At 73.0% G+C, this 23,178-nt stretch carries 25 protein-coding genes and 1 pseudogene; 13 read left to right on the top strand and 13 right to left on the bottom strand.

The features are described 5' to 3' along the window. The first annotated feature begins 274 nt into the window (after positions 1 to 274). The 5 genes from Scani_RS20910 to Scani_RS20930 are packed head-to-tail and all read left to right on the top strand — an operon-like array spanning position 275 to position 4,118. Positions 275 to 460 (top strand): hypothetical protein, encoded by a 186-nt coding sequence (locus tag Scani_RS20910; RefSeq protein ID WP_018091704.1) that lies wholly within the window; start codon positions 275 to 277, stop codon positions 458 to 460. Between the two features lie 16 nt (positions 461 to 476). Continuing rightward, positions 477 to 1,181 carry a hypothetical protein gene (locus tag Scani_RS20915; RefSeq protein ID WP_246296055.1) on the top strand — a complete coding sequence of 235 codons (705 nt, stop codon included), beginning with the start codon at positions 477 to 479 and terminating at the stop codon, positions 1,179 to 1,181. After that, on the top strand, positions 1,178 to 2,161 hold the full coding sequence (locus Scani_RS20920; protein ID WP_159478664.1) for a DUF6895 family protein: 984 nt from the start codon (positions 1,178 to 1,180) through the stop codon (positions 2,159 to 2,161). The genes Scani_RS20915 and Scani_RS20920 overlap by 4 nt, the downstream gene beginning before the upstream one ends. Continuing rightward, entirely contained in the window at positions 2,158 to 3,081 is a 924-nt protein-coding gene (locus Scani_RS20925; protein ID WP_159478666.1) for a DUF6895 family protein, read from the top strand. Before Scani_RS20920 ends, Scani_RS20925 begins: the two co-directional genes overlap by 4 nt. After that, complete coding sequence (locus tag Scani_RS20930; protein WP_159478668.1) at positions 3,078 to 4,118, top strand: serine hydrolase domain-containing protein; 1,041 nt, start codon at positions 3,078 to 3,080, stop codon at positions 4,116 to 4,118. Before Scani_RS20925 ends, Scani_RS20930 begins: the two co-directional genes overlap by 4 nt. A gap of 28 nt (positions 4,119 to 4,146) precedes the next feature. Here Scani_RS20930 and Scani_RS20935 read toward each other — a convergent pair whose 3' ends face one another. Beyond that, positions 4,147 to 6,177, bottom strand: coding sequence for an ATP-binding protein (locus Scani_RS20935; RefSeq protein WP_159478670.1), 2,031 nt, complete (start codon positions 6,175 to 6,177; stop codon positions 4,147 to 4,149). 95 nt (positions 6,178 to 6,272) lie between these two features. Continuing rightward, positions 6,273 to 8,099: an alkyl/aryl-sulfatase gene (locus Scani_RS20940; protein ID WP_159478672.1), complete on the bottom strand. Its 1,827-nt coding sequence runs from the start codon at positions 8,097 to 8,099 to the stop codon at positions 6,273 to 6,275. Between the two features lie 399 nt (positions 8,100 to 8,498). Between Scani_RS20940 and Scani_RS20945 the strand changes: the two genes are divergently transcribed. Further along, complete coding sequence (locus tag Scani_RS20945; protein ID WP_159478674.1) at positions 8,499 to 8,906, top strand: hypothetical protein; 408 nt, start codon at positions 8,499 to 8,501, stop codon at positions 8,904 to 8,906. 112 nt (positions 8,907 to 9,018) lie between these two features. On the opposite strand, the gene Scani_RS20950 is transcribed toward Scani_RS20945, so the two are convergent. Further along, positions 9,019 to 9,459: an SPW repeat protein gene (locus Scani_RS20950; RefSeq protein WP_159478676.1), complete on the bottom strand. Its 441-nt coding sequence runs from the start codon at positions 9,457 to 9,459 to the stop codon at positions 9,019 to 9,021. A 135-nt stretch (positions 9,460 to 9,594) separates the two neighbouring features. Beyond that, positions 9,595 to 10,167 carry a histidine phosphatase family protein gene (locus tag Scani_RS20955; protein WP_167538128.1) on the bottom strand — a complete coding sequence of 191 codons (573 nt, stop codon included), beginning with the start codon at positions 10,165 to 10,167 and terminating at the stop codon, positions 9,595 to 9,597. A gap of 309 nt (positions 10,168 to 10,476) precedes the next feature. Between Scani_RS20955 and Scani_RS20960 the strand changes: the two genes are divergently transcribed. Both Scani_RS20960 and Scani_RS20965 read left to right on the top strand, forming a co-directional pair. Then, the gene (locus Scani_RS20960) at positions 10,477 to 10,695 is read left to right on the top strand and encodes a CbtB domain-containing protein (RefSeq protein WP_159478678.1); all 219 of its coding nucleotides are present in this window, start codon (positions 10,477 to 10,479) and stop codon (positions 10,693 to 10,695) included. 15 nt (positions 10,696 to 10,710) lie between these two features. Further along, positions 10,711 to 11,460, top strand: a complete 750-nt coding sequence (locus tag Scani_RS20965) for a CbtA family protein (protein WP_159478680.1) — start codon at positions 10,711 to 10,713, stop codon at positions 11,458 to 11,460. A 96-nt stretch (positions 11,461 to 11,556) separates the two neighbouring features. Here Scani_RS20965 and ribA read toward each other — a convergent pair whose 3' ends face one another. Beyond that, positions 11,557 to 12,240 (bottom strand): GTP cyclohydrolase II, encoded by a 684-nt coding sequence (ribA, locus tag Scani_RS20970; RefSeq protein ID WP_246296056.1) that lies wholly within the window; start codon positions 12,238 to 12,240, stop codon positions 11,557 to 11,559. 112 nt (positions 12,241 to 12,352) lie between these two features. Between ribA and Scani_RS20975 the strand changes: the two genes are divergently transcribed. Both Scani_RS20975 and Scani_RS20980 read left to right on the top strand, forming a co-directional pair. Next, entirely contained in the window at positions 12,353 to 13,108 is a 756-nt protein-coding gene (locus tag Scani_RS20975) for a creatininase family protein (protein WP_159478682.1), read from the top strand. Next, positions 13,101 to 13,733 (top strand): annotated as a pseudogene (locus Scani_RS20980) (RibD family protein); the annotation flags it as partial. The gene Scani_RS20975 and the pseudogene Scani_RS20980, both read left to right, overlap by 8 nt. A gap of 108 nt (positions 13,734 to 13,841) precedes the next feature. Here Scani_RS20980 and Scani_RS20985 read toward each other — a convergent pair. The 5 genes from Scani_RS20985 to Scani_RS21005 all read right to left on the bottom strand — a co-directional run bounded on the left by Scani_RS20985 (position 13,842) and on the right by Scani_RS21005 (position 18,299). After that, on the bottom strand, positions 13,842 to 14,849 hold the full coding sequence (locus Scani_RS20985) for a lysylphosphatidylglycerol synthase domain-containing protein (RefSeq protein WP_167538129.1): 1,008 nt from the start codon (positions 14,847 to 14,849) through the stop codon (positions 13,842 to 13,844). After that, entirely contained in the window at positions 14,846 to 15,724 is an 879-nt protein-coding gene (locus Scani_RS20990) for a class I SAM-dependent methyltransferase (protein ID WP_159478686.1), read from the bottom strand. The genes Scani_RS20985 and Scani_RS20990 overlap by 4 nt, the downstream gene beginning before the upstream one ends. Further along, positions 15,721 to 16,842: a glycosyltransferase family 4 protein gene (locus tag Scani_RS20995; RefSeq protein WP_159478688.1), complete on the bottom strand. Its 1,122-nt coding sequence runs from the start codon at positions 16,840 to 16,842 to the stop codon at positions 15,721 to 15,723. Before Scani_RS20995 ends, Scani_RS20990 begins: the two co-directional genes overlap by 4 nt. Then, positions 16,839 to 17,237 carry a 6-pyruvoyl trahydropterin synthase family protein gene (locus Scani_RS21000; protein ID WP_159478690.1) on the bottom strand — a complete coding sequence of 133 codons (399 nt, stop codon included), beginning with the start codon at positions 17,235 to 17,237 and terminating at the stop codon, positions 16,839 to 16,841. The genes Scani_RS20995 and Scani_RS21000 overlap by 4 nt, the downstream gene beginning before the upstream one ends. A gap of 78 nt (positions 17,238 to 17,315) precedes the next feature. Then, positions 17,316 to 18,299: a zinc-dependent alcohol dehydrogenase gene (locus tag Scani_RS21005; protein ID WP_159478692.1), complete on the bottom strand. Its 984-nt coding sequence runs from the start codon at positions 18,297 to 18,299 to the stop codon at positions 17,316 to 17,318. 109 nt (positions 18,300 to 18,408) lie between these two features. Here Scani_RS21005 and Scani_RS21010 point away from each other — a divergent pair, with 109 nt between their 5' ends. After that, entirely contained in the window at positions 18,409 to 19,206 is a 798-nt protein-coding gene (locus tag Scani_RS21010) for a CDP-alcohol phosphatidyltransferase family protein (protein ID WP_371872362.1), read from the top strand. Here Scani_RS21010 and Scani_RS21015 read toward each other — a convergent pair. Both Scani_RS21015 and Scani_RS21020 read right to left on the bottom strand, forming a co-directional pair. Then, positions 19,175 to 19,570, bottom strand: a complete 396-nt coding sequence (locus Scani_RS21015; protein WP_159478694.1) for a hypothetical protein — start codon at positions 19,568 to 19,570, stop codon at positions 19,175 to 19,177. The genes Scani_RS21010 and Scani_RS21015 overlap by 32 nt on opposite strands. Before the next feature lie 76 nt (positions 19,571 to 19,646). Continuing rightward, positions 19,647 to 20,027 (bottom strand): ArsR/SmtB family transcription factor, encoded by a 381-nt coding sequence (locus Scani_RS21020; RefSeq protein WP_159482268.1) that lies wholly within the window; start codon positions 20,025 to 20,027, stop codon positions 19,647 to 19,649. A 446-nt stretch (positions 20,028 to 20,473) separates the two neighbouring features. Here Scani_RS21020 and Scani_RS21025 point away from each other — a divergent pair, with 446 nt between their 5' ends. Then, positions 20,474 to 20,848, top strand: coding sequence for a VOC family protein (locus tag Scani_RS21025; RefSeq protein WP_159478696.1), 375 nt, complete (start codon positions 20,474 to 20,476; stop codon positions 20,846 to 20,848). Positions 20,849 to 20,860: 12 nt separating this feature from the next. Here Scani_RS21025 and Scani_RS21030 read toward each other — a convergent pair whose 3' ends face one another. Continuing rightward, positions 20,861 to 21,739, bottom strand: coding sequence for a siderophore-interacting protein (locus Scani_RS21030; RefSeq protein ID WP_159478697.1), 879 nt, complete (start codon positions 21,737 to 21,739; stop codon positions 20,861 to 20,863). Positions 21,740 to 21,942: 203 nt separating this feature from the next. On the opposite strand from Scani_RS21030, the gene Scani_RS21035 reads away from it, so the two are divergent. Continuing rightward, the gene (locus Scani_RS21035) at positions 21,943 to 22,794 is read left to right on the top strand and encodes a TetR/AcrR family transcriptional regulator (RefSeq protein WP_159478699.1); all 852 of its coding nucleotides are present in this window, start codon (positions 21,943 to 21,945) and stop codon (positions 22,792 to 22,794) included. Positions 22,795 to 23,178 lie beyond the last annotated feature (384 nt).

The following is a 23,178-nucleotide window of genomic DNA, read 5'->3' on the forward strand; positions in this document are numbered from 1 at the left end:
GCGCGGCCCCCTCCGGCCCGGTGCATCCGAACAGAGCAGTCCGATCCCCCATCGGTGCGGCGTCGTCAGTCCGGGAGCAATCGGTTCGTGCACCTGCCTGCCACACCGGACACCACGCCATCAACCGGGCAGGGAACGGCAGTTGAGGGTGGAGGGACGGATTGAGGGACCCTCACCACCACCCGAAAGGCTGCCGTTTGGCGCACTTTTCCCCTTGCGTGCGAAATATGACGATGTGAATCTGAAGATCCCATTCGTCGAAGGAGTTGATCGCATGGTTACGGATCGCACAGCGCCGGTCGAGACGGCCGCCCTGGCCGCCGAGGTCGAGGGACTGCTTGAACCCGCCGAGGCCGACGGTGTCTTCCGCGATACCCGCGAGTGTGGAGGTGCGCTGCTGCTGGCCGCGCTGCTCCTGATCTCGCCGCCCACCCCCCGCCCCAAGACTGACGTGCGCTGAGGCTGAGGGGAAAGCGTTGGCTGAACAGACGCAGGGAGCAGTCCCGCTGAGCGCTGTGATCGCCGATGCCGCAACCGGGGTCGCCCTCGCCCTGCGGGGTGAGGGCGACCCTTATGCGTTGTCGGCCGTTCTGCGGCAGAGCGATGCACTGGCCCCGGCCGCCATCCGGGTGCTCGGCGCCGATGCGCTCGCTCCGTACGCGATGGACCATCCCGGAACGCCCGTCGTCGGCGGGGACGATGCCGAGGTCGTCCGGCAGGCGCTCACGGCCTACCCACCAGGAGCGGACGCCTCGGAGGTGTCGGTGTGGACCTACCGGGGCCTGGTCGAGGCCTCGCACGCGTTCCTTCCCGGAGACGCACGGCACTGGCCGCCACCACCCGAGGCCGCGGCCGGATGGGTCGACACCGACCCCTGGCCGAAGCTCTCCCACCGCGTGTCCCAGCTCGCCGCGCTCGCGCTGCCCGGGCTGGCGCCCGGTCTCGCCGAGCAACTGGCGGCACGCACCGACGATCTGGCCCGCGGCTTCGTCCGGGCGGTACGCCGCATGGACTGGCTCCAGGCGGCCGGCCTGGGCCGTTGGCTGGCGCGGCTGCCCGACGTACCGCAGACCCTGGGGCTCGACAGCGGGCTGGCGTTCGTCCGCCAGATGGGCGGCGGCGACCCGCGGGTGACGCTGCATGTCGTGGCCGCCCGGCGATTCCACGGACGGGGTTGGTGACCGGCGGCCGGGGCGACCCCGGGCTGCTGGACTCGATGGTCCGGGGCAGCCTGGGGTGGCTGGAGGAGGCGCGCGACTTCTTCCGGCTGCCCCCGAACGTCACCACGGACGCCGACCCCAATCTGACGCTCAAACCGCTGGGCGAACTCGCCGAACTGACCCAGCTCATCGGTGTGCTGCACCCGCGGGACGAGATCCGGCAGACGGCCCGCGGGCTCTTCGCCTTCGCCTGGAACGAGACCCGCGACGGCGAGCTGTTCGCCGAGCTGATCCGTGGTGAGCCCTTCGCCACCTATCCGGTCGAGCTGTACGGGGTGTTCGCCCAGGCCGGGCTGCGGCATGCCGAGGCCGACGCGCTGGTGGACACCACGACCCGGCTGCGTGGCTGGCGGGTGGCCCGCGAGGATCACACCCGTACCCTCGGAGTGCTCAACGCGGAGCGGCGGATCGGGCTGCGCCAGCACGCCGACTTCGGGGCCGTCCTGTCCCTGACCGGCCTCGGCGGGCTGCCGGAGCCCTGGGCGCTGGACCGCAAGGCGGCGTACGGCGTGACCCATGACGTCTTCCACCTCACCGACTGGGGGCGCAACCGGCAACGGCTCTCCCCCGAGCTGGCCGGCTATCTGCGGCTGTGGGTCCCCTCCTGGCTGGAGAACTGGCTGGAGGAACAGCTGTGGGACCTGGCCGGCGAGTTGCTGGCCGTGACGGCCTGCCTGCCCGGAGCCCCGTACGATCCGCAGGCCTGGCAGCGGCTGGCCGGCGCCCAGGCGGCCGACGGCAGCGTGCCGGAGATCGGCGCCGCGCCGGCCTCCGGCGACCGGGCCGAGGCGTTCACGGCCTGCTACCACTCCACCCTGGTGACCGCGTTCGCCGCCACCCTCGCCCGTATCGCCTCGGACGAGGCCGAGGCCGGCCCGCCGGCCGGGGATACGGCGATGGCGGACGGGCGGACCTCCTGCGAAAGCGAGACAGCCCCGTGACCGTGACGGCCGCATCCCCCGCCTTGCTGCACGGTGTCGGCGACCGGGCCCTGACCTGGCTCGACGACCACCGAGAGCACTTCCGGCTGACCCCCGACGATTTCGCCAGCAACGGTGCGGTCGTCGAGCGCCTCAAGCCCATCGGGGAGCTGGCACTCAATATGCAGGTGCTGTTCCGGGAGGGCGTGGCCGGCTCCCGGCAGAAGGAGCGGGCCGGGAAGCTGCTGGACTTCGCCTGGCGGGAGCTGCTGGACGGCGGCAATGTGCTGGCCCGGCTGCAGCACGACGAGCCGCTCTCCCCCGTGCCCCTGGAGGTCTATGCGACCTTCCACGAGCTCGGCCACCGCCACCCGGGGCTGGAGGCCACGCTGGAGATCTGCCGGCGCACCACCACCTGGACGGCGCTGGAGATGATGCCCAACCGGCGGCTCGGCGTGCTCAACGCGGAACGCAAGCTCGGCCTGCCGCCCAGCAGCGATTTCGACCAGGCCGTGGCCCGCACCTGGCTGGGGCAGCTGCCCGAACCGTGGACCGTGCAGCTGCACATCGCCTACGACCTCACCCACACCGTCTTCCACCTCACCAACTGGGGCGAGGCTCCGGGGCGCATCCCGCCGGCCGTCGCCGACTACCTCACGCGGTATCTGCCCGCCTGGCTGGAGGACTGGGCGGACCTCGAACACTGGGATCTGCTCGGCGAACTCCTCGTCGTCGACGCCTGCCTGCCGCGGCCGACGCTGGACGCGGAGCTGTGGGAGCGGTACGCGGCGGCCCAGTCGCCCTCCGGCGCGATGCCCATCCAGCGCCGGATGCCGCAGGGCGACCCGGCGCGGGTCTTCGACCTGGTCCACCACCCCACCCTGGTCGCCGCGTTCGCCTCCGCGATGGCCACCTCCCGGGCCCTGTCCGCCGTCGGATGACCGCCGAAAGCCCCGGGCCGGCGCTCGGGGACCGCCTCGCGGACGCGGTCACCCTGATCGACGCGCCGGACGTGGTGCTGGCGGTCACCCGGCGCGGCCGGCGGACCGTGATGACCGGTGGCTCGGCGCTGGCGCCGCCCACCCCCCGCCATGCGCTGCGCTACGAACTGGGTTCGCTGTCCAAGACCTTCACCGTGCTGCTGCTCGCCGAACTGGCCAGGGCGAAGGTGCTGTCCCTGGACGACCGGCTCGTGGACCATCTGCCGCCGCTGCCGCTGCCGCACCCGCACTCGCGCCACATCACCCTGCGGCAGCTGGCCACCCACACCTCCGGGCTGCCGCGGATCCCCGCCGACCTGATCGTCGGCGCGCTGGTGCACCCGTACGCCAACGGCTATGCCCACTACGACACCGAACGGCTGCTGCGCACCTTCGCCCGCACCCGGCCGCGGCACCGCCCCGGCACCCGCTGGCGGTACTCCAACCTGGGGCTGGCGCTGCTCGGCCCGGCCATGTCCGGTGCCGCGGGCGCCGGCTACCCCGCCCTGCTCACCGACCGGGTGCTGCACCCGCTCGGGCTGGCGGACACCACGCTGGGTCCCGGAACCACCGGTACCGACGCCATCGGCCACCGTACGAACGGGGTGACGCCGGTGGGCAGCGCCGATATGGGCGCCTTCGTCGCCGCCGGGTCGGTCCGGGCCACCCCCGGCGACCTGCTCACCTACCTCGAAGCGCACCTCTCCCCCGACGACACGCCGCTGGCCGGGCCGCTGCGCGACGTCCAGGTCCCGCTGCTGCGCCGCGGCTGGCGCAAACGTCACACGCACACCCTGACCTGGTATCAGCATCCCTCCCCAGGCGGGCCGTTGCTCTTCCACGTCGGGGCGACCTTCGGCCAGCAGGCGTTCCTCGGCTTCCACCCGGCGTCGCACACCGGGCTGGTCGCGCTGGCCACCCGCCGCGGCCGCACCTGCCGGATGATCAGCACCGCCTACGAGCTGCTGTACGCGCTGGCCGGCGATCCCGCCGCCTGAACCGGACGGGGCCGCCACAGGTCACAGGTCACAGGTCACCCGCCAGGATCCGGGCCAGCGAGGTACCGGGCCGCTCCTCGCTGGCCCGGTGGAAGAGGTCCGCGTACGCCTCGTCGCCGATCGCCGCGCGGGCTCGCCGCTCGCACTCCTCGCGCACCGCACGCAGCTCCGGGGTGCCGCGCTGCGGATGCCCCACGGTCCGCCAGAGCGCCTGGCCGCTTCCGTAGACGCGGGCGGCAGCCGCGCCATGGCCCTGGGCCGCGACCGCGGCCGCGAGCAGATCCAGGCCCAGCGCGATACCGAACTTGTCACCGATGCCCTGTTTGGCCGCGAGCATCGCCCTGGCGTGATCCGCCGACTCCCCCGGCCGGCCCTGGAGCAGCGAGATCAGCGAGAGCTGGTAGTCGATATAGGACCGGGCCCAGTGTTCGCCGCGCTGCACACACCCCCGGCGCAGGGCGCTCGCCTCGGCGCGGGCCTCGGTGAGCCTGCCCAGGCCGGTGAGTGCGAAGAGCTGTACGAGGTGGCAGCGCAGCCGTGCGGGAGAGCCGAAGGGGGCGGACGGCGGGGGGCCGAGCACCTTTTCCGCGACGGTGTGCGCGGACAACGGGCGGCCGGCCATCAGATGGGTGAGGCCGACGAGGTAGCCCGCCTGGAGCACCGCCTCCGCGTCGTCGGACGCCCGTGCCGCGCGTGAGCACTCCAGGCCCAGGGCGTCGGCCAGCGCCAGGTCGCCCTGCAGCAGGACGGCGACGCCGAGCGCCCACAGCGCCCGGGTGCGTGCCGGGCCGGGTTCCTGATGGGCGGCCAGGGCACGGGCGAGGTACTCCCGGGCCTCGTGGAGGTGGCCGCAGCAGCTCCAGAAGAAGCCCATCGCGGCGCTGAGTTCCTGGGCCCGTTCCGGGTCGGTGGCCAGGAGGTGGTCCAGTGCGGTGCACAGGTCGACATGGGCCTCGGCGACCCTGCCGTACCAGTCGACCTGTTCGGGGCCCAGCCAGCCCAGTTCGGCGCGGCGGCCGAAGGAGGCGAAGTGCGCGGCGTGCCGGTCCGCGAGCGCGGTGGTCTCGTCGAGTTCGGCCAGCCACATCCGGCCGTACTCGCGCAGCGTGTCGAGCATGCGGTAGCGCGGGCCCTCGCGGGTGAGCACCGACTTGGCGGCCAGTGCGTGCAGCGTGCTGCGCACCGCCGGGGCGGTGAGCGGCCCGCCGGCGCACACGGCGCTCGCGGACTCCTCGTCGAAGGTGCCGCGGAAGACGGAGAGCCGGGCCCACAGCAGCCGTTCCAGCGGGGTGCACAGCTCATGGCTCCAGCCGATGGTGCAGCGCAGCGTCCGGTGCCGCGGCAGCCGTACGGGCCCGTCGTCGTCGAGGGTGTCGAAGCGGGAGGAGAGCCGCTCCGCGATCCGCTCGACGGAGCTGTTCGCCAACTGGGCACCGGCCAGCTCCAAGGCCAGGGGGATGCCTTCGAGGCGACGGCAGATGACGGCGGCGGCCGTCGCGTCCGGTGGGGCGGTGAGCCGGAGGCCGGGGGCCGCGGCCGTGGCCCGCTCGGTGAACAGGGCCAGTGCGTCGTTGTCGCCGGTGCAGGGCAGCGGGCCGATCTCGGTGGTCCACTCGCCGACCAGGTCCAGCGGCTGTCTGCTGGTGACCAGCACGGTCACGCCGGGGGCGGCGGTCAGCAGGTCCCCGAGCAGGTCGCGGCAGGCGTCGACGAGATGTTCGCAGGAGTCCAGGACCAGCAGCAGGCGTTTGCCGGCCAGCCCCTCGCACAGCACGGCCACGGGCGTCCGCGCCGTGTGGTCGGCCAGCCCGACGGCATCGCAGACGCTCGCCACCAGCCGTCCCGCACCGTGCAGCGGCCACAGGTCGGCCCAGCAGACCCCGTCGGGAAACCGCGCCGCCGCGGCGCGCGCGGCCCGCATCGCGATCCGGGTCTTGCCCACACCGCCCGGCCCGGTCAGAGTGACCAGCCGATGCACCGTCAACTCGTCGTCGATCCGGCGCAGTTCGGCTCGTCGTCCGATGAAACTGGTCGACTCCTCGGGAATGTTGCACAACACCGGGCCAGTGTGCCCCAGACGCGGCGTCAGCAGGAGCCCGGTGCGGCGGTCCGGGGCACGAGGTTGACGGCCGGCGGCCGGATCGGCGGTCCTCGTCAGGGCGTGACGACGGGGAAGGTGGGGTTCGGCGTACGGACGAGGCTCAGCAGCCGGCTCAGCGCCCCGGTCTCGCCGTGCTGGACGGCGTCGCCGGGACCGCGCCCGGCGAGCAGATCGAGCAGCTGGGGCTTGGTGAGGGTGAGCGTGAGGTCCGGGGTGCGTCCGCCGGACGGCGTGGGGGCGCCGGGCGAGCTGAGGTGGGTGAGGGCCCCGTGGGAGAGCGTCAGGTGCCAGGTCCGGTCCTCGTCGGGGAGGTGGAGGTCGAGGGTGAGCGCGGTGGTCCAGGCCCGGGGGCCGTCGATGCGGATGGCGAGCGCATCGATGAGCTGGTCGACGGTCAGGGCCAGGGCGATGTCGGGGCCGGCGGTGTCCGGCCGGGCCTCGGCGAGGGTGCCGCGCAGTTCCATGGCGCCGGTGAGGTAGAAGTTCCGCCAGGTGCCGTTCTCGCAGCCGTGGCCCAACCGTTCGTAGACGAAGGCGAGTTCGCGCCGGGCCCGGAGGTTGTGCGGGTCGGCGAAGACGGCGTGGTTGAGCAGGGTGGCCGCGAACCGCAGATCGCCGTCGGCGGCGTAGCGCTTGCCCGCGTCCACCGTGGCCTCGACGCCGCCCATGGTGTCGACATAGCGTCTTGCCTGCTCGGCCGGCGGGTGTTCCCACAGGTGGGCGGGGTTGCCGTCGAACCAGCCCAGGTAGCGCTGGTAGATCGCCCTGACGTTGTGGCCGAGCGAGCCGTAGTAGCCGTGGAGGGAGGGGTCCTGCTCCAGGGTGGGCGGCAGCCGGAGTTCCTCGGCGATCTCGGGGCCGGTGAGCCCCTCGTTGAGCAGCCGCAGCGTCTGGTCGTGCAGGTAGGCGTACAGGTCGCGCTGGCGGGCCAGCAGGGTCCGGACGCGGTCCTTGCCCCAGGTGGGCCAGTGGTGGGAGGCGAAGGCGACCTCCGCCTCGTCGCCGAAGAGGACGAGCGCCTCGCCGAGGTAGCGGGACCAGGCGCGGGCGTCACGGACGGGGGCGCCGTGCAGCGGCAGGACGGCGTGCATGGTGTGGGTGGCGTTCTCGGCCAGGCAGAGGGCCTCGTGCGCCGGGAGGCAGAAGTTCATCTCGGCGGGTGCCTCGGTGCCCGGGGTGAGCTGGAAGACGATGCGGACGCCGTCGACGATCTCCTCCTGGCCGGTGCTGGTGATGTCCACGGTCGGCGGGATGAGGGTCATGGTGCCGGTGGAGCGGGTGGTGCCCAGACCGCAGCCGATCTGCCCCTCCGGTCCCTTGGGGAGCTGCGTTCCGTACATGTAGACGGAGCGGCGGGTCATGGCGGTCCCCGCGTAGACGTCGTCGCGGACCGCGTGGCGCAGGAAGCCGGCCGGCGCGAGCACCGGAACGGGGTGGTGGTCGGGCGGCAGGACGCCGCGTGCGCCGCCGAAGTGCTCGCCGTGCGAGTGGGTGTAGATCAGGCCGGTGACCGGCCGGTCGCCGCGGTACTTGCGGTAGAGCTCCAGGGCCGCGGCGGCGGTCTCGGCGGAGACGAGCGGGTCGATGACGACGACGCCGTGGTCGCCCTCGACCAGGGTCATGTTGGACAGGTCCAGACCGCGGGCCTGGTAGATGCCCTCCGTGACCTCGTACAGGCCCTGCCGGCTCACCAGCCGGCCCTGCCGCCACAGGCCCTCGTGCGCGGTGTCGGGGCAGTTTCCGGCCAGGAAGCCGTAGGCCTCGGCGTCCCAGATCACCCGGCCGTCGTCCGCGGTGACCTGGGGCGGGTCGAGCGCGGCGATGAAGCCACGGTCGGCGTCGGCGAAGTCCTGGTGGTCATCCACGGGTGCAGCGGTCACGGAACGCTCCCTCTCCGGGGCGGGACACAGTCGACGGACCCATGTCACCGATTTAACCTAATATGCGCGGTTATCGCATGCGTGCGGGCACCCGTTCCCGGCGGGGTGCACGGGGAGCCGCCGACCCCGGTGGACCCCCGCCCACCGGCGCACACCGGCCCGGCCTCGATGAGGCGGAAAGGGGTGGGGCGCGGCGTGCGGGGTGCCGTCCCCAACGGCGACGCCGACCAAGGGGGCAAGCGGCCGAGGGCGCCTGCCAGCAGTGTCGCGGGGTGGCCCGGCTCATCGCGGCGGTGAAGTCGGCGGACAGACCGGGGCGTTCGGGCCGGTTCTCGTGCGGCAGGTGGCGGCACCTCTCCCGTCAACGGCGTTACGGGCAAGGCCGGGCAGGGCACAACAATGCCGACGGCGTTGCCGCCCCGCCGCCTCCGGTCGGGTCACCCCGACTCCGGGCGATCACCGGGACAACGCCCCGTCCGCCCTCGCCCTGCCGCTCCGGCGCGGCCGTCGGCACGACCCGGAGGAGGGACGACGCTGACCCCGTACGACGACCGCCCGTTCGGCGAGCTCACCGAGCGCTATCGCCACCCCGCCGCCCCGACCGCCCGCCCCCGCACCGCGGCGGCGGGCCATCCGTCCCGGTTACGCCCGCACCACCGCGGCCTCGCCTGGCTGGCGCCGGCCGCCGCGGTGGGCAGTCTGACCGCCGGCATCGCACTGGCCCACGGACTCCTGATCGCGGGCGGACTGGTCCTGGCCGGGCTGTGGGGCCACCTCGCCGCGGACGGCCGCGACCCGCACCGTTAGGCGGCCCGAGGCTCAGCTCCGTACGCCGCGCCGCTGCGCACCACCGCCGGCCGGCCTGCCTCCATGCGCAGGCAAGCGGCCGGCGGACGTCACCCGCTCCGCGGGAGGGCGGTCACGTACTGCGGCGGCTCTTCGACGCCGCGGCGACACACATGGCACCCAGCAGGAACGTCAGGGCGCCGATGACGACGTTGTTCCAGATCACGCCGGCGTCCGGGCCGCTGCCGACGATCCAGGGCGAGATGATCATCCATACGCCGATCGCGCACATCGCGCCGCTCAGGCCGTACATCCGCTCAGGGGTCACGGTGAACCCGACCGCCAGGAGGGCGATCGCGATACCGAGGATGAGGTTGTGCGTCACGAGCGCCGGCTGTGCGGCGGTGAAATGGAGGATCCACGGTGAGACGGCGCAGTACAGACCGACCAGCAGCACCGGCCCGTCGACGAGTACCACGTCACGCCCGCCGAGCACCCGCTCGTACCGAGCCTGCATCTCAGAAGCATCGGGGTGACCTGCGAGATCCCCCCTGTGGTGTGAGACGTCGGCCATGCGACTCGCCTCCTTCGCTCGCGGTCTGGCCGTTCCGCGAGGCATCCAACCTCGCACTTTTATTCTGCGCTTATGTCGCTTTTATGTGTAGATGAAGTGGCAAGCGAATTTTGCCGTGCGGGCGCCGCACCGCTGTCACCTGCGGCCCGGCGCCCGCCCCAGGCCCAGATTCCAGCGTCCGCCCCGGCCGCTCAGCTCGGTCACGGTCAGCGGCGGCACATCCAGCCGCCAGAACGCCTCCACGGGAACCCCCAGGGCACAGACCGCCGCCGCCCGTACGACATCCGGCTCGACGACGGCCAGCACCCGGCCCGCGTCCAGCGCCATCCGCGTCAGCCACCCCTCGATCCGGTCGCAGAGCTGCCGCAGCGACTCACCGCCGTGCCCCACGAAGTCCGGGTCCGTAAGCCAGGCGGACACCGCGCGCGGCTCGGCATCGGCGACCTCCGCGAGGGTCCGGCCACGCCAGCCGCCCATCGCACAGCCCGCCAGCTCCTGCGTGGCGCGCGCCGGCAGTCCGAGTTCCCCGGCGGTGCTCCGGCACCGGACGGAGGGCGAGACGAAGGTCCGGTCGGCGGCCGGGAGCGTGCCGGCCGCGTCCCGGGCACGCCGCTGCCCGGCCTCGCCCAGCGGGCCGTCGTCGTCGAAACGCACGTCGCGCTGAGCCTCGCCCGCGGCCGGTGAGACCAACATCACCCGAGTTGTCATGACCTCTTCTTCCACTCTTCACCGGCACCGGCAACGCCGCATCCGCACAAGGGAGTTGTCCGGCCCACGCGCCGCTTCCTGCGCCTTTCCGCCCCCGCCGCGGTCTTGGCCCGCGGGTCGGTTCGCGGTACCTTCCCGATGATATTGACGATGACATGACGGAAGCCGGTGGGATCCCGGCGCGGTCGCGCCACTGTATGTCCGGTTTTTACCAGCCCAGCAGGGCCGGAACCGGGCGAGCCAGACCCGACATGTCGTTACGCACTCCAACGACCAGGGACGCGAGTTCCCCGCACAGGAGGTTCCGCCATGGCCCAGACCATCGCACCCCCGGCCACCGGCGCCGTCACCCCGGCCCCGCTCCCCCTCAAGGCCCTTGCCCCTTGGGCGCTGTTCGTCGGCGTCCTGATGCTCGTTCTGCTGTACTTCATCGGCGCGGAGCAGGGCGCCACCGCCGTGCTCTCCGGCACCGAGGTCCACGAGTGGGTCCACGACGGGCGCCACCTCCTCGGCTTCCCCTGCCACTGATCGGACGGCGCACCCATGAACTCCGTCACCATCAGAAACCTCCTGGTGCGCGGGATGCTCGCCGGTCTGGCCGCCGGTGTCCTGGCCCTCCTCGTCGCCTATCTGCTGGGCGAACCGCAGGTGGACGCCGCCATCGCGTTCGAGGAAGCACACAGCCACGAACACGAGATGGAAATCGTCAGCCGCGGTGTGCAGTCCACGGCGGGCCTGGCCACCGGCGTACTGGTCTACGGCGTGGCGCTCGGCGGCATCGCCGCACTGGCCTTCTGCTTCGCCCTCGGGCGGATCGGGCGGTTCGGTGCCCGCGCCACGGCCGCGCTGCTCTCCGGCGCGGCGCTGCTGGCCGTCTACCTCGTACCGTTCCTGAAGTACCCGGCCAACCCGCCGTCCGTCGGTGACCCCGACACGATCGGCAAGCGCACCGCCCTGTACTTCCTGATGATGCTGCTCGGCGTCCTGCTGGCCGTCGCCGCCACGATCCTCGGCCGGCGGCTGGCTCCGAAGCTGGGCAACTGGTACGCCTCGATCGCGGCCGTCGCCGCGTTCGTGGTCGCCATCGGCCTCGCCTACGCGTTCCTGCCGGCCGTCAACGAGGTGCCGCACGGCTTCTCGGCCACGCTGCTCTGGCAGTTCCGGCTGTCGGCGATCGCCATCCAGCTGGTGCTGTGGACCGCCTTCGGGCTGCTCTTCGGTCACCTCGCGGAGCGGGTCGTCCCGACCCGGTCGGCGGCCACCGCCGTCGAGACGGCACCCGCCGCCTCCTGATCCGGCACCCCCGAGGGAGGGCTCGCGACGTCCGGCGTCGCGGGCCCTCCCTCGTCGTGTCGGGGTGGGCCGCCCTCGCGGTTCGGTCCCGCCGCCTCAGGACAGACCGGGGATGCCGTCCAGATGCGGCAGATCGTGGTCGAGGCGCTCCCGTTTCGCGCGGAGGTAGCGGATGTTCTCCGCACGGGGCGTCATCAGCAGCGGGACCTGCTCGGTGACGGCGATGCCGTACCGCAGCAGCGCCTCGCGCTTCCGCGGATTGTTCGACAGCAGCCGCACGGACCGGACGCCGAGGTCCTGGAGCATCTCCGCCGCGACGCCGTAGTCGCGGGCGTCGACGGGCAGCCCGAGCGCGATGTTCGCCTCGACCGTGTCGAGCCCGCCCTCCTGCAGCTTCATCGCCCGGAGCTTGGCCAGCAGTCCGATCCCCCGGCCCTCATGGCCCTGGAGATAGACGAGAATGCCGCGTCCTTCCGCCACGATCGCGCGCAGCGCGGCGGACAATTGATCGCCGCATTCACAGTGGGTGGAGGAGAAGACATCACCGGTGAGGCATTCCGAATGCACCCGGGTCAGTACCGTCTCTCCCACGACATCGCCGTGGACCAGAGCCACTTGCTCGATCCCGCTACGCCGGTCCAGATAGCCGACGGCGAGAAATTCACCGTAGGTGGTGGGCAGCCTGACCGTCACCACCTGTTCCACGCCCGGTTTGTGGCCGAGGGCATCATCGATTGCGACACGGAGGTCGGTGCGCACGTCGTCGTCGGGGTCCATCATGGCGCGATCGTACCCGCGGGGGGAATGGATCGCCGGGACTCACTCAGAACACAACAAGTATGCTGCGAGATCCATGACTCGGTGAGTGAGCGACGAAAGGCCGCAGCACACGATGACCGCTTCGAGGCACCCGACTCCGGCGCCCGGCCTGTGGCCGGCGGACACCACCGAGGACGTACGGGCACGGCAGCCGACGATGGCCGTGCTGCCCATCGGCAGCTTCGAACAACATGGTGCTTTCCTGCCGTTGACCACCGATACCGTCATCGCCTGCGCCATCGCGCGGGAGGTGTCGGCCGGCCGCCCCGTCCAGTTGCTGCCGCCGCTGACCGTGTCCTGTTCGCAGGAACACGCCGCCTGGCCGGGGACCGTCAGCATTTCGGCGCGTACCCTCCATGCGGTCGTCACGGACATCGCCGATTCGCTCCGCAGGTCCGGTATCCGCACCCTGATTCTCGTGAACGGGCACGGCGGAAATTACGTGCTGCGCAATGTCGTTCAGGAATCCGCGGGGAGCGGCGTGCGGATGGCCCTCTTCCCCGGATCGGCCGACTGGGACGCGGCGCGCACCCGGGCCGGGGTGCAGACGTCCGGGCACACTGATATGCATGCGGGAGAGGCCGAGACGTCCATTCTGCTGTATGCCCATCCCGAATTGGTCAAGGAAGGCTACGAATCGGCGGATTGTGTCGCCGATGACCGGAAGCACCTGCTGACCCTCGGCATGTCGGCGTATACGGAATCCGGGGTCGTCGGGCGTCCGTCGCTGGCGTCCGCCCGGAAGGGGAAGGAATTGCTGGCCGGTCTGGCCGAGGCATTCGACGAATATGCCGCGCTGTTCGACGCAGGAACGGAAGCCCATGACTGAGGTGCTCGACGCGGCGGCCGCCTGGGAGCGGCTGCGGGCGATCCGTACGGCCGACCAGGCGCGGGCCGCCGGCTTGGTGGCGGACGCGGACGGCGGACCGCGCTGGGAGCGGCCCGCCACCCCCGAAGCGGTGGAACTCGCGGCGCGCTATCTGCCGTTGTGCCTGGCCGGCCCGCGGGCCGCGTTCGCGCAGCTCGGCCAGAGCCTGGACGGCTTCATCGCGACCCGTACCGGCGACGCCGACTATGTCACCGGTGCCGAGGACCGCTGTCATCTGCACCGGCTGCGCGCGCTGGCCGATGCGGTGGTCGTCGGGGCCGGCACCGCCGTGGCGGACGATCCGCGGCTGACCGTGCGGGCCTGTACGGGGGACAATCCGGTGCGGGTGGTGCTCGACCCGCGGGGCCGGGTGCCGCTGCACAGCGGGGTGTTCACCGACGGTGCCGCGCCGACGCTGTGGGTGGTGGGGCCGGACGTCACCACCGTCCGGCACGGCAGCGGGGTCGACGTGCTGGTGCTGCCGGACGCCGACGCGTTCGCTCCCCCGCGCCTGCTGTCGGCGCTGGCGCGGCGCGGTCTGGGCCGGGTGCTGATCGAGGGCGGCGGTGTGACCGTCTCACGGTTCCTGCAGGAGCGGGCGCTGCACCGGCTGTATGTCACCGTCGCACCGGTCCTGCTCGGCGACGGCATCCCCGGCCTGCGGTTTCCCGGTACGCCGGTGATGCGCGAGGCGCTACGCCCGCCGTTGCGACGCGCCCTGCTCGGCGAGGACACGCTCTTCGAACTCGAACTGCGGGCGTTCGGTGCGCAGTCCGGCGGACCGGCGGACGAGCAGCACCGCGGCGCCGGGGAGGCTCGCGACGAAGGCGAGCACGCCGTAGATCACGGCGGTGGTGAGCCCCTGCGCCGCGCCTAGCCCGGCGGCGCCGAACGCCCAGGCGGCGACGCCCTCCCGCGGGCCCCAGCCGCCGACGTTCAGCGGCAGTGCCATCGCGAGCAGCGCCAGCACCACGAGCGGCACCAGTTCGGCCGTCGGCGCGGTGGCGCCCGCGACCCGGGCGGCCAGCACGAACATTCCGAGGTAGCCCGCCAGCACCACCACGGAGGAGAGCGCGACACCGGGCCAGACGCCGCGGGCGAGCAGGCCCTGACGTGCTTCGGTCAGCAGCGTGCGCAGGGCGCGTTCGGCCCGCGAGGCGCCCCGCCGCCGGCGCAGCAGGCCGGCGACCACCAGCAGCAGCACGCCCACGGCGGCCGCCGACAGTGCGACAGCCGGCGAGGTGAGGAAGCGGGTGACCGGCGCCAGCACGGGCGAGGGCCGGACGAGCAGCACCACCGCCCCGGCGACGAGCAGCACGACCTGGCCGGCGGTGCGTTCCAGAACCACCGCCCGCACCCCCCGGCCGAGGTCACCGGAGTGCCGGCCGTGGCGTACCGCGCGGTGCACATCGCCCAGGACGCCGCCGGGCAGCGCCGCGTTCAGGAACAGCGCCCGGTAGTAGTCCGCGACGGCCCCGCCCAGCGGGAGCCGCAGCCCGAGGCCGCGGGCCACCAGACACCACCGCCAGGCGCTGAACACCGTGGTGAGCAGGCCGAGGGCGAGGGCGGCCAGGAGCGTGGCGGCGTCGATCCGGCGCAGTCCGGCCAGGAAGGCGTCGGATCCCAGATGCCACACCAGGGCCACCAGGATGCCCAGTCCCGCGAGCAGCCTGAGCCATGCCGCCCAGCGGGACCGGTTCATCCCGCGCTCCCGGACGAAGGCCCGGGCAGCGCCAGCAGATCCGTGTGGTGCACCGCGACGGACAACTCCCCGGCCGCGCACTCCTCCAGCCGCCGGCGCAGATAGGCCACCGCTTCGGGGGCCAGCTCCGGCCGCTGTGCGACCGCGGCACCGACCCAGCCGCGCAGCCATTCGGCGGTCAGCGCGGATTCCGCACAGTCGAGCCGCCAGGGGCTGGGCCGCACCACCACGGTCGCACCGCGCCGCTCGAACGCCGCGACCGCCGCCGCGACGGCGTCCGGCCCGAGCAGCGCGCGGCCCTGGTCGGTGCGCCGCTGATGGTCGTTGAAGGCGTCGGCGATCGCGGCGTCGAGCGGATCGGGCGGCGTCAGTTCGACGCGTCCGGCGACGGAGAGCGCCAGCAGCACCGGGCAGCCCGCGTCCACACAGGCCTCGGCGAGCGCCTCCACCTCCTCGCGGGTGAGCAGATCGAGCAGCGCCGAGGCGGTCACCAACGAGGTGCCGGCGAGGTCGTCGGCCGTGAGGGTGGCCAGGTCTCCGCGCCGGGTGGTGGCGTCAACGGGCGTGCCGTCGGCGGCCGTCACGGGCATCCGCGCACCGGCGTGCGCGAGCAGCAGGGGGTCGAGGTCGTGGAGGATCCAGTGCTGGGGGCCGGGCAGCCGGACGGTGAGCCAGCGCCCCATCGAGCCGGTGCCACACCCGAGATCGCGGATCACCAGGCCACCGGAGCTCCCGGGCGGGCCGGCCGGAGCCGACTGCGCGGACATCCACTCCAGCAGTGGATGCAGCAGCTCGGGGGCGCGGGCCACGGCGTCGGCGCGCTCCCGCAACTCCAGCCACCGCGGGGCGAATCGGGGCCTGTCGGTCACGTTCACCGTGTGCTCCGGATCTCGTCCCGAAGCCGTTCCAGCGCTCCGGTCAGACTGTGCGACGTCATCTCCCACCCCTCCAGCATGGCACGCCGTGCGCGTGCCGCATTCTTCAACCCGTCCCGCAATTGCGGATCTTCCAGCCAGCCGCGCAGCGCCCCGGCGACGGCCGAGGGCTGTCCGGGCGCTACGAGCAGGCCGGGCACGCTGCCGTCGGGAGCCCGCCCGACCGCTTCCGGTACGCCGTCGGCCTCCGTCGCCAGCACCGGGATCCCGCGGGCCAGTGCCTCGGTGACGACCATGCCGTAGGTCTCGGCGTACGAGGTGAGCACCAGCAGGTCGGCGGCGGCGTAGCGGGCTTCGAGCTCCGCGCCCGCCCGCGGTCCGGTGAGGGCGATCCGGTCGTCGAGACCGGACTCCGTGATGCTGCGGCGCAGTTGCGCGACGTAGCCGGGGTCGCGGTCGAGCCCGCCGACGAAGGCGCAGCTCCAGGGCAGCTCGGTGACGGTGGCGAGGGCCTCCACCAGGAGGTGCTGTCCCTTGCGCGGGGTGACCGCGGCGACGCACAGCAGGCCGGTGGCGCCGTCGGTGCCCGGCGCGAGGGGCGCGGCATCGGCTCCCGGCCGGGCGACGTGGACCCGCTCCGCCGCCAGCCCGTGCTGGGCGACGAGCCTGCGGGCGGCCCACGCGCTGGTGGCCACGACGGCCCCCGCGGCGTGCAGGGTGCGGCGTTCGCGGGCGTTCAGCTCCGCCGCCAGGGCAGGGTCGAGTCCGGTCTCGTCGGCCAGCGGCAGGTGGACGAGTACGGCGAGCCGCAGCCGTCCCGCCTCGGGGACCAGGATCTCGGGGACGCCGCAGGCGACCAGGCCGTCGAGGAGGACCACCGCGCCGTCCGGCAGCGCCGCCAGGTACCGCACCAGTCCCGCGCGGGCCGCGGCGTCCGGCTGCGGCCAGCTGCCGGGCGCCGCGTACGGGCGCACCTGCCAGCCCGCCGCCGGGAGGTCGCGGCACACCCGGCGGTCGTAGGTGTTGCCGCCGCTCGGGACCGCCGGGTCGTCGACGTCACCGGGGAGGACGAAGTGCACCACACGCTCCGCCTCCGCGGTGGAGCCGGTAGAGGTCACAGGGTGCGCTCGTACGTCGCCCAGGCGATGTGGGACTCGTGCAGGGTGACCGAGAGCCCCGCCAGCTCGCGGGCGCCCGCACCAAAGTTGCCCGCCTCGATACGGTCGGCAAGGCGGTCGGCGATGACCTTGGCCAGGGCCTCCGTCGAGGTGTTGATGCCCGCGAAGTCGGGCTCGTCGTCGAGGTTGCGGTAGTTCAGCTCCCCGATCACGGCGCCGAGTTCCTGGGTCGCCAGGCCGATGTCGACGACGATGTTGTCGGCGTCGAGCTCGGCGCGGCGGAAGGTGGCGTCCACGATGAAGGTCGCGCCGTGCAGACGCTGCGCGGGGCCGAAGACCGCGCCACGGAAGCTGTGGGCGACCATGAGGTGATCGCGGACGGTGATGCTGAACAAGGCCGTTCCTCCGGTGTGATGTCGGTCTCATGGGGGGTGTGGTCGGGGGGCGAAATCGGGTCGCTCCGCCGGGGGTTGTCAGCCGTCCGCCGGCCCGTACCGGATGCGGTGGCACAGCGCCGGGAGATCACCGGAGGCGAGCTTCGGCAGCACCCGCGGCAGGTCCTCGAAGGCCGATTCGCCGGTGATCAGCGCGTCGAAGGCGGGGTCGGCGAGCAGGTCGAGGGCCACCGCGAGCCGGTCGGCGAAGGTACGGCCGGGCCGGGCCGGGGAGACCGTGCCCACCTGGCTGCTGCGGACGACCAGCCTGCGGGAGTGGAAGGCCTCCCCCAGCGGCAGGCTGACCTGCCGGTCTCCGTACCAGCTCAGCTCGATCACGGTGCCTTCCGGGGCGAGCAGTTCGAGCGAGCGCGTCAGGCCCTGCTCGGTGGCGCTGGCGTGCACGACCAGGTCGCAGTCGCCCAGCGCGTCCGCGGGCAGCGCGAAGTCCACGCCCAGTGCCCGGGCGATGGCGGCGCGTGCGGGGTCGGCGTCGACCAACTGCACCCGAACCCCGGGAAAACGGGCCAGGACCGCGGCGACGCTGCAGCCGACCATCCCCGCGCCGACCACCGCGATCCGGTCGCCGACCAGCGGCGCGGCGTCCCACAGGGCGTTCACCGCGGTCTCCACCGTGCCCGCCAGTACGGCCCGCTCGGCGGGCACGGCGTCCGGTACCGGGGTGACGGCGCTCGCCGGGACGACGAAGTGCGTCTGGTGCGGATAGAGGCAGAAGACCGTACGGCCCAGCAGGTCGTGCGGCCCCTCCTCGACCACGCCTACATTGAGGTAGCCGTACTTGACCGGCGCCGGGAAGGTGCCTTCCTGGAACGGCGCCCGCATCACGGTGTGCTGGCTCTCGGGGACGCCGCCGCGGAAGACCAGGGTCTCCGTTCCGCGGCTCACTCCGGAGCAGATCGTGCGCACCAGAACTTCGTCGGCGGCGGGCTCCGGAAGGGTCACCGTCCGGATCTCGCCCTGACCTGGAGCGCTTAGCCAAAAGGCACAAGCGACGCGCGGCATCGGGATCCTCCTGGACGCTACGGCGATGGTTCATCGATGCTGGGGATCATGAGGACGCCGTCACCCTACGCGGCGCCCATCGAGTCCGCTACACATCCCGGGAGGCAGGGTGGCCGTGCAAGAGCGCTACGACACAAGGCCGTTCGGACCGGACATCACGGCCGGTATGGGTATGCAACTGCTGGTTCTGGAAGTGCTGTGCCGGGTGGGCGGTCTGGGCACCGTGGGCTGGTTCACCGGGTGCCTCTTCGCCGTGGTCACCTGGGCCGTGCTCACCGTCGCGATGCGGCGGACGTGGACCACGTCGTTCGGACCGGCCAACCGCGTCACACTGGCCCGCACGATTCTCGTCGGCGGGGTGACCGCGCTGGTCGCGGACTCCTTCGACCGGCGGACACCGGTCGTGGTGCTGATCACATTCGCCGCCGTGGCACTGGTCCTGGACGCGGTCGACGGCCAGGTGGCCCGGCGCACCGGAACGGCGACGCCCCTGGGGGCGCGCTTCGACATGGAGGTCGACGCCTTTTTGATCCTGGTGCTCTGCGTGCATGTCGCGATCCCGCTGGGCCCCTGGGTGCTGACCATCGGCCTCATGCGCTACCTCTTCGTCGCGGCGTCCTGGGTGCTGCCGTGGCTGCGCGGCGACCTGCCGCACAGCATGGCGCGCAAGACCGTGGCGGCGCTGCAGGGTGTCGTGCTGGTCGCGGCCGGTACGGGCATCCTGCCGCGGGCCTCGGCGACCGCCGCGGTGGCCGTGGCGCTGGGGCTCCTGGTGTGGTCCTTCGGACGTGATGTCGCGTGGTTGTGGCGGGCCGGGGCCGCAGCGGGCCATCCGCCCGTGGTCGCCGGCGTCCCGTCCCTCGCCGGCCTCCGCGTCACGTCCCGGCGTGCCGGCCCAGATAGATGACCAGCGCCAGGAAGACCAGCAGCAGATTGGTCACGACGATGGAGAGCAGCACCTGGCGCCAGGGGCTGCGCCGTGGGGCCGGGCGGGTGAGCAGCACCGACCCGGGCAGCCGCGCCAGCCGGGTCCCGGGGCGCACCGCGATCGTACGGTACCGCCGGACGCCGCAGCGCGGCGAGGTGTGGCGGCGGGCGGCGCTCTCCGGGCACGCCCGGCCGTGCCCGCGGGCGGTGCGCAGCGGCCCTGGTCCGGGCGGACGCCCCCGGCAGGGCCGTACGGTCCCCCGCCCGGTGGCCATGGGTATGCAGGTGCGTGAGCGGACCGCCCGCCATGGCGGCGGCCCCTTGCGCCTCGGTGCGCCGGACATCCGCGTCACCCTTTTCCGGTGGTGAGCGAGCGGGCTTCGCAGTGACGGCCACCGTCCGCGCGGCGCGGCGAGCGGATCACGAGACCGCCCCCACTCCGTCGGCCGCCGGCACGGCACCGGCCTCGGTCTGCCGCAGTTCGGTCAGGAGCGCATGCTGCCCGGCGAGCACCTCGGTGAGGGCCCGGCGGGCGGCGCGCAGCAGCTCCGCGACCTCGCCGCCGGCCAGTTCGTAGACGACGGTGGAACCGCTGCGGGTGGCCGTCACCAGGCCCGAGCGGCGCAGCACCGCGAGCTGCTGGGAGAGCGCGGACGGCTCCACCTCGATCGCGGAGAGCAGGTTCCGTACCGGCATCGGCCCGCTCTGGAGCAGTTCCAGCACCCGGATACGGACCGGATGACCCAGCATCCGGAAGAATTCTGCCTTGGCCTGACACAGCGGAACCCAGGCGCCGTTCATGTCCTCGCCCCGCTTCCGGGACCGGGCGCGGACCGCGCCGCGCGCACCCGTTTCCGTACCGATCCGGCGAAACCGCCCACGCATGTCCTCCGCGTTCAGGCCGACAGGCCATCGCGTCATCTGTTGAATTGCGGAATTCTGCAACTGTAGACGACCGGGGCGGGCGACTTGAATGGGTGGGCCGGACAAAACGGGGGCTGGCGCGGCGCGGATCTGCCGGTGCGCGTGCCCCGGCCGACGCCGGCCCGCCCGATCGCGCCGCCCGCCGCGGGCCCGCGGTGCGGTCGCCCCACGAACTCCCCGACGGGCACGCGAAGTTACCGCGGTGCGGCCGACGCCGGAAGCCCGGCCCCCGCACCGGTCACGGGCCGCGACCGCGGACGCCCGCCGCGTACCGCATGATTCCGGTGGACAACCCACCCACCCCCAACCGCATAGTGACGCCCATGACTTCACTGGTACGCCACACCACGATCGACTGCGCCGACGCCTACCGCCTGGCGAGCTTCTGGGCGCAGGTGCTGGGCGGAACGCTGGCCGACGACGATCTGCCGGGCGATCCGGAGGCCACCGTCACGGCCGCGGGCGGCGCCCTGCTGTTCGTCACGGTGCCCGATGCCAAGGCCGGGAAGAACCGGGTGCACCTGGATCTGCAGCCGCAGGACCGCAGCCGGGACGAGGAGGTCGAGCGGCTGCTGGCGCTCGGCGCGACCCTGGTGGCCGACCACCGCCGGGCCGACGGGACCGGATGGGCGACGCTCGCCGACATCGAGGGCAACGAGTTCTGCGTGGAGCGCAGTGCGGCCGAGCGGGCGGGCTGACCCGTCAGGGCGTCAGCCCTGCCCGGACCGGGCGGCGTCGATGCGCTCCTGCGCCTCGGCGAGATCCTCGTCCGTCGGGGCGTCGTCCTGACTGAGCCGCCGGCGCCAGTACCCGCTGAACTCGATCCGCCGTTTCTCGACCCCGCGCTCCTCGACCAGATGACGCCGCAGCGCCCGCACCGTGCCCGCCTCACCGGCCAGCCAGGCGAAGACCCGGCCCGGCGGGAAGGTGAGCGCACGGACGGCCGCCGGCAGTGCGTCATGCGGCCCGGCCGCGGCGCCCGTTCGGTGCACCCACCGCACGGTGAGGTCCGCCCGGGTGGCGAGGTGCTGCTCCTCGGCGGCGTCCGCCACCTCGATACAGGCCAGTGCGCGGGCGCCGGCCGGCAGTGCTTCGAGGAGCGAGCCGATGGCCGGCAGTGCGGTCTCGTCGCCGGCCAGCAGCAGCCAGTCGGCGGTGTCGAGCGGCAGCGGCCTGGCGTACTCGGCCGACGGTCCGTACCGGGCGAGGAGGTCGCCCACGGCGGCGGAGGCGGCCCACCGGGTGGCCGGTCCGGTGGTGGCGGGGTTCGTGCCGTGCAGCACGAAGTCGACGTCGATCCGCTGCCGCACGGGGTCGTAGGAGCGCACCGTATAGCTGCGCATCCAGGGCCGTTCGTCCTCGGGAAGGGCGAGGAACGCCTGGTACCAGCGCATGACGTCGCCGTCCGCGGCCCCCTCGGGCAGCCGGGGCTCCGTCTGTCCCGGCCTGGGGAAGCACAGCTTGAGCTGCTGGTCGGGCCAGGTGGGGAAGTCGTCGAGGCCGTCCCCGGCGAAGGTGACGCGGACCATGTGCGGGGTGAGCCGCCGGACGTCGGTGACCTGGATGAGCGCGACGGGCACGGCCGCCATCGAATCCTCCATGGAGCAGCAGGGGTACGGGCAGAGGGGCACTGACAGAAGGGTGCGGGCCGAAAACTGACGTGGTGACACCCGGGGGCGGGGCCCGCGGCCGACACGCCGTCGGCGCATCGACGGTGCCACCAGGACCTTGCTATCTTTACATCGTAAAGAGTTCGCTCGGAGACGTTACTTTATGCCGTAAGGAGTGGCAAGTGGTCGTATTCGCGGGCCAGGGCGACGCCCGCCGTTCGATGGCCCTGCTGTGGCGCACGGAAGGCTCCGCGCCCCCGCGTGCGCAACGGGCGTCGGGACCCAGACCTGCGCTGAGCGTGGAAGCGATCATCGAGGCCGGGGTGGCGGTCGCCGACGCCGACGGCATGGCGGCGCTGTCCATGCGCGCGGTCGGCGAGCGTCTGGGGCGTACGGCGATGGCGCTCTACACCTACGTCCCCGGCAAGAGCGAGCTGGTGGACCTGATGTACGACCACGTACTGGCCGAACTGCCCACCGAGTACGACCTCGCGCCGGGCTGGCGGAGTGCGGTGACGTCGTGGGCCGAGGACCTCTGGGACTTCTCGCTGCGCCATCCCTGGGTCCTCCAGGTCTCGCAGGCGCGGCCGGTGCTCGGCCCGCACGAATACCGCTCCCTGGAGACGCTGCTCCGCCTGCTGTACGCGACGGAGCTGGACTCCGCGGCGCTGCGGCGGATCGTCGGCACCCTGTTCCACTGCGTCCGCGGCGCCGCGCAGACGGTCGCGGAGTCGCGGCTGGCCGCGGCGTCGACGGGGGTGTCCGACGAGGAGTGGTGGCGGGCCCGCTCCGGCATGCTGACCGAGATGGTCCCCGACTTCGCGGAGCGCTTCCCGCTCCTGGTCCGGCTGGAGACCGAGGGCGCCGCGCCGGAACCGGACGCTTCGGTGCCCTACCTGGAACGCGAGGCGCGGGCCACCTTCGAGGCCGGCCTCTCCGTGATCCTGGACGGCATCGAGGCGGCGGTCGCCCGCGGCTGTCGAGCGGCGGCCGACGCCCGTTCGGCGGCCACCTCCGCACGGCCGTTGGGGTGATCAAACGCGCCCAACGCCCTCGGCGGGTGTCGTCGGCCGGTACTGGCGCGTTGGTCTTCCGTGACCGTTTCCCGCGTCCGTCCGTGGTTTCTGCCGACCAGCCTTGCGGCGTTCTGGACCGAGGACTGTCCGGACGGGGCGGCTGACGACCCGTCGGATGCCGGGCCCGATGCTCCGTCCGGCAGCCCGTCCGATACCCGGTCAGGTGATTCCGGCCCGACCGGCCGCCGGCCGGGCAACGGAGCGCCCGGCGTCGCCGACGAGGGTCGCGAGAAACCCGCTGACCGGCCCTGATCGGCAGTCCGGTGCCGCACAGGACTGCGGACTTGACGGCGTGTCGAAAGCTGGCGGATGCACGCACCGTCATCGCCGGGTCACCACATG

The organism is Streptomyces caniferus, assembly GCF_009811555.1.
GTDB classification, from domain to species: Bacteria; Actinomycetota; Actinomycetes; order Streptomycetales; family Streptomycetaceae; genus Streptomyces; species Streptomyces caniferus.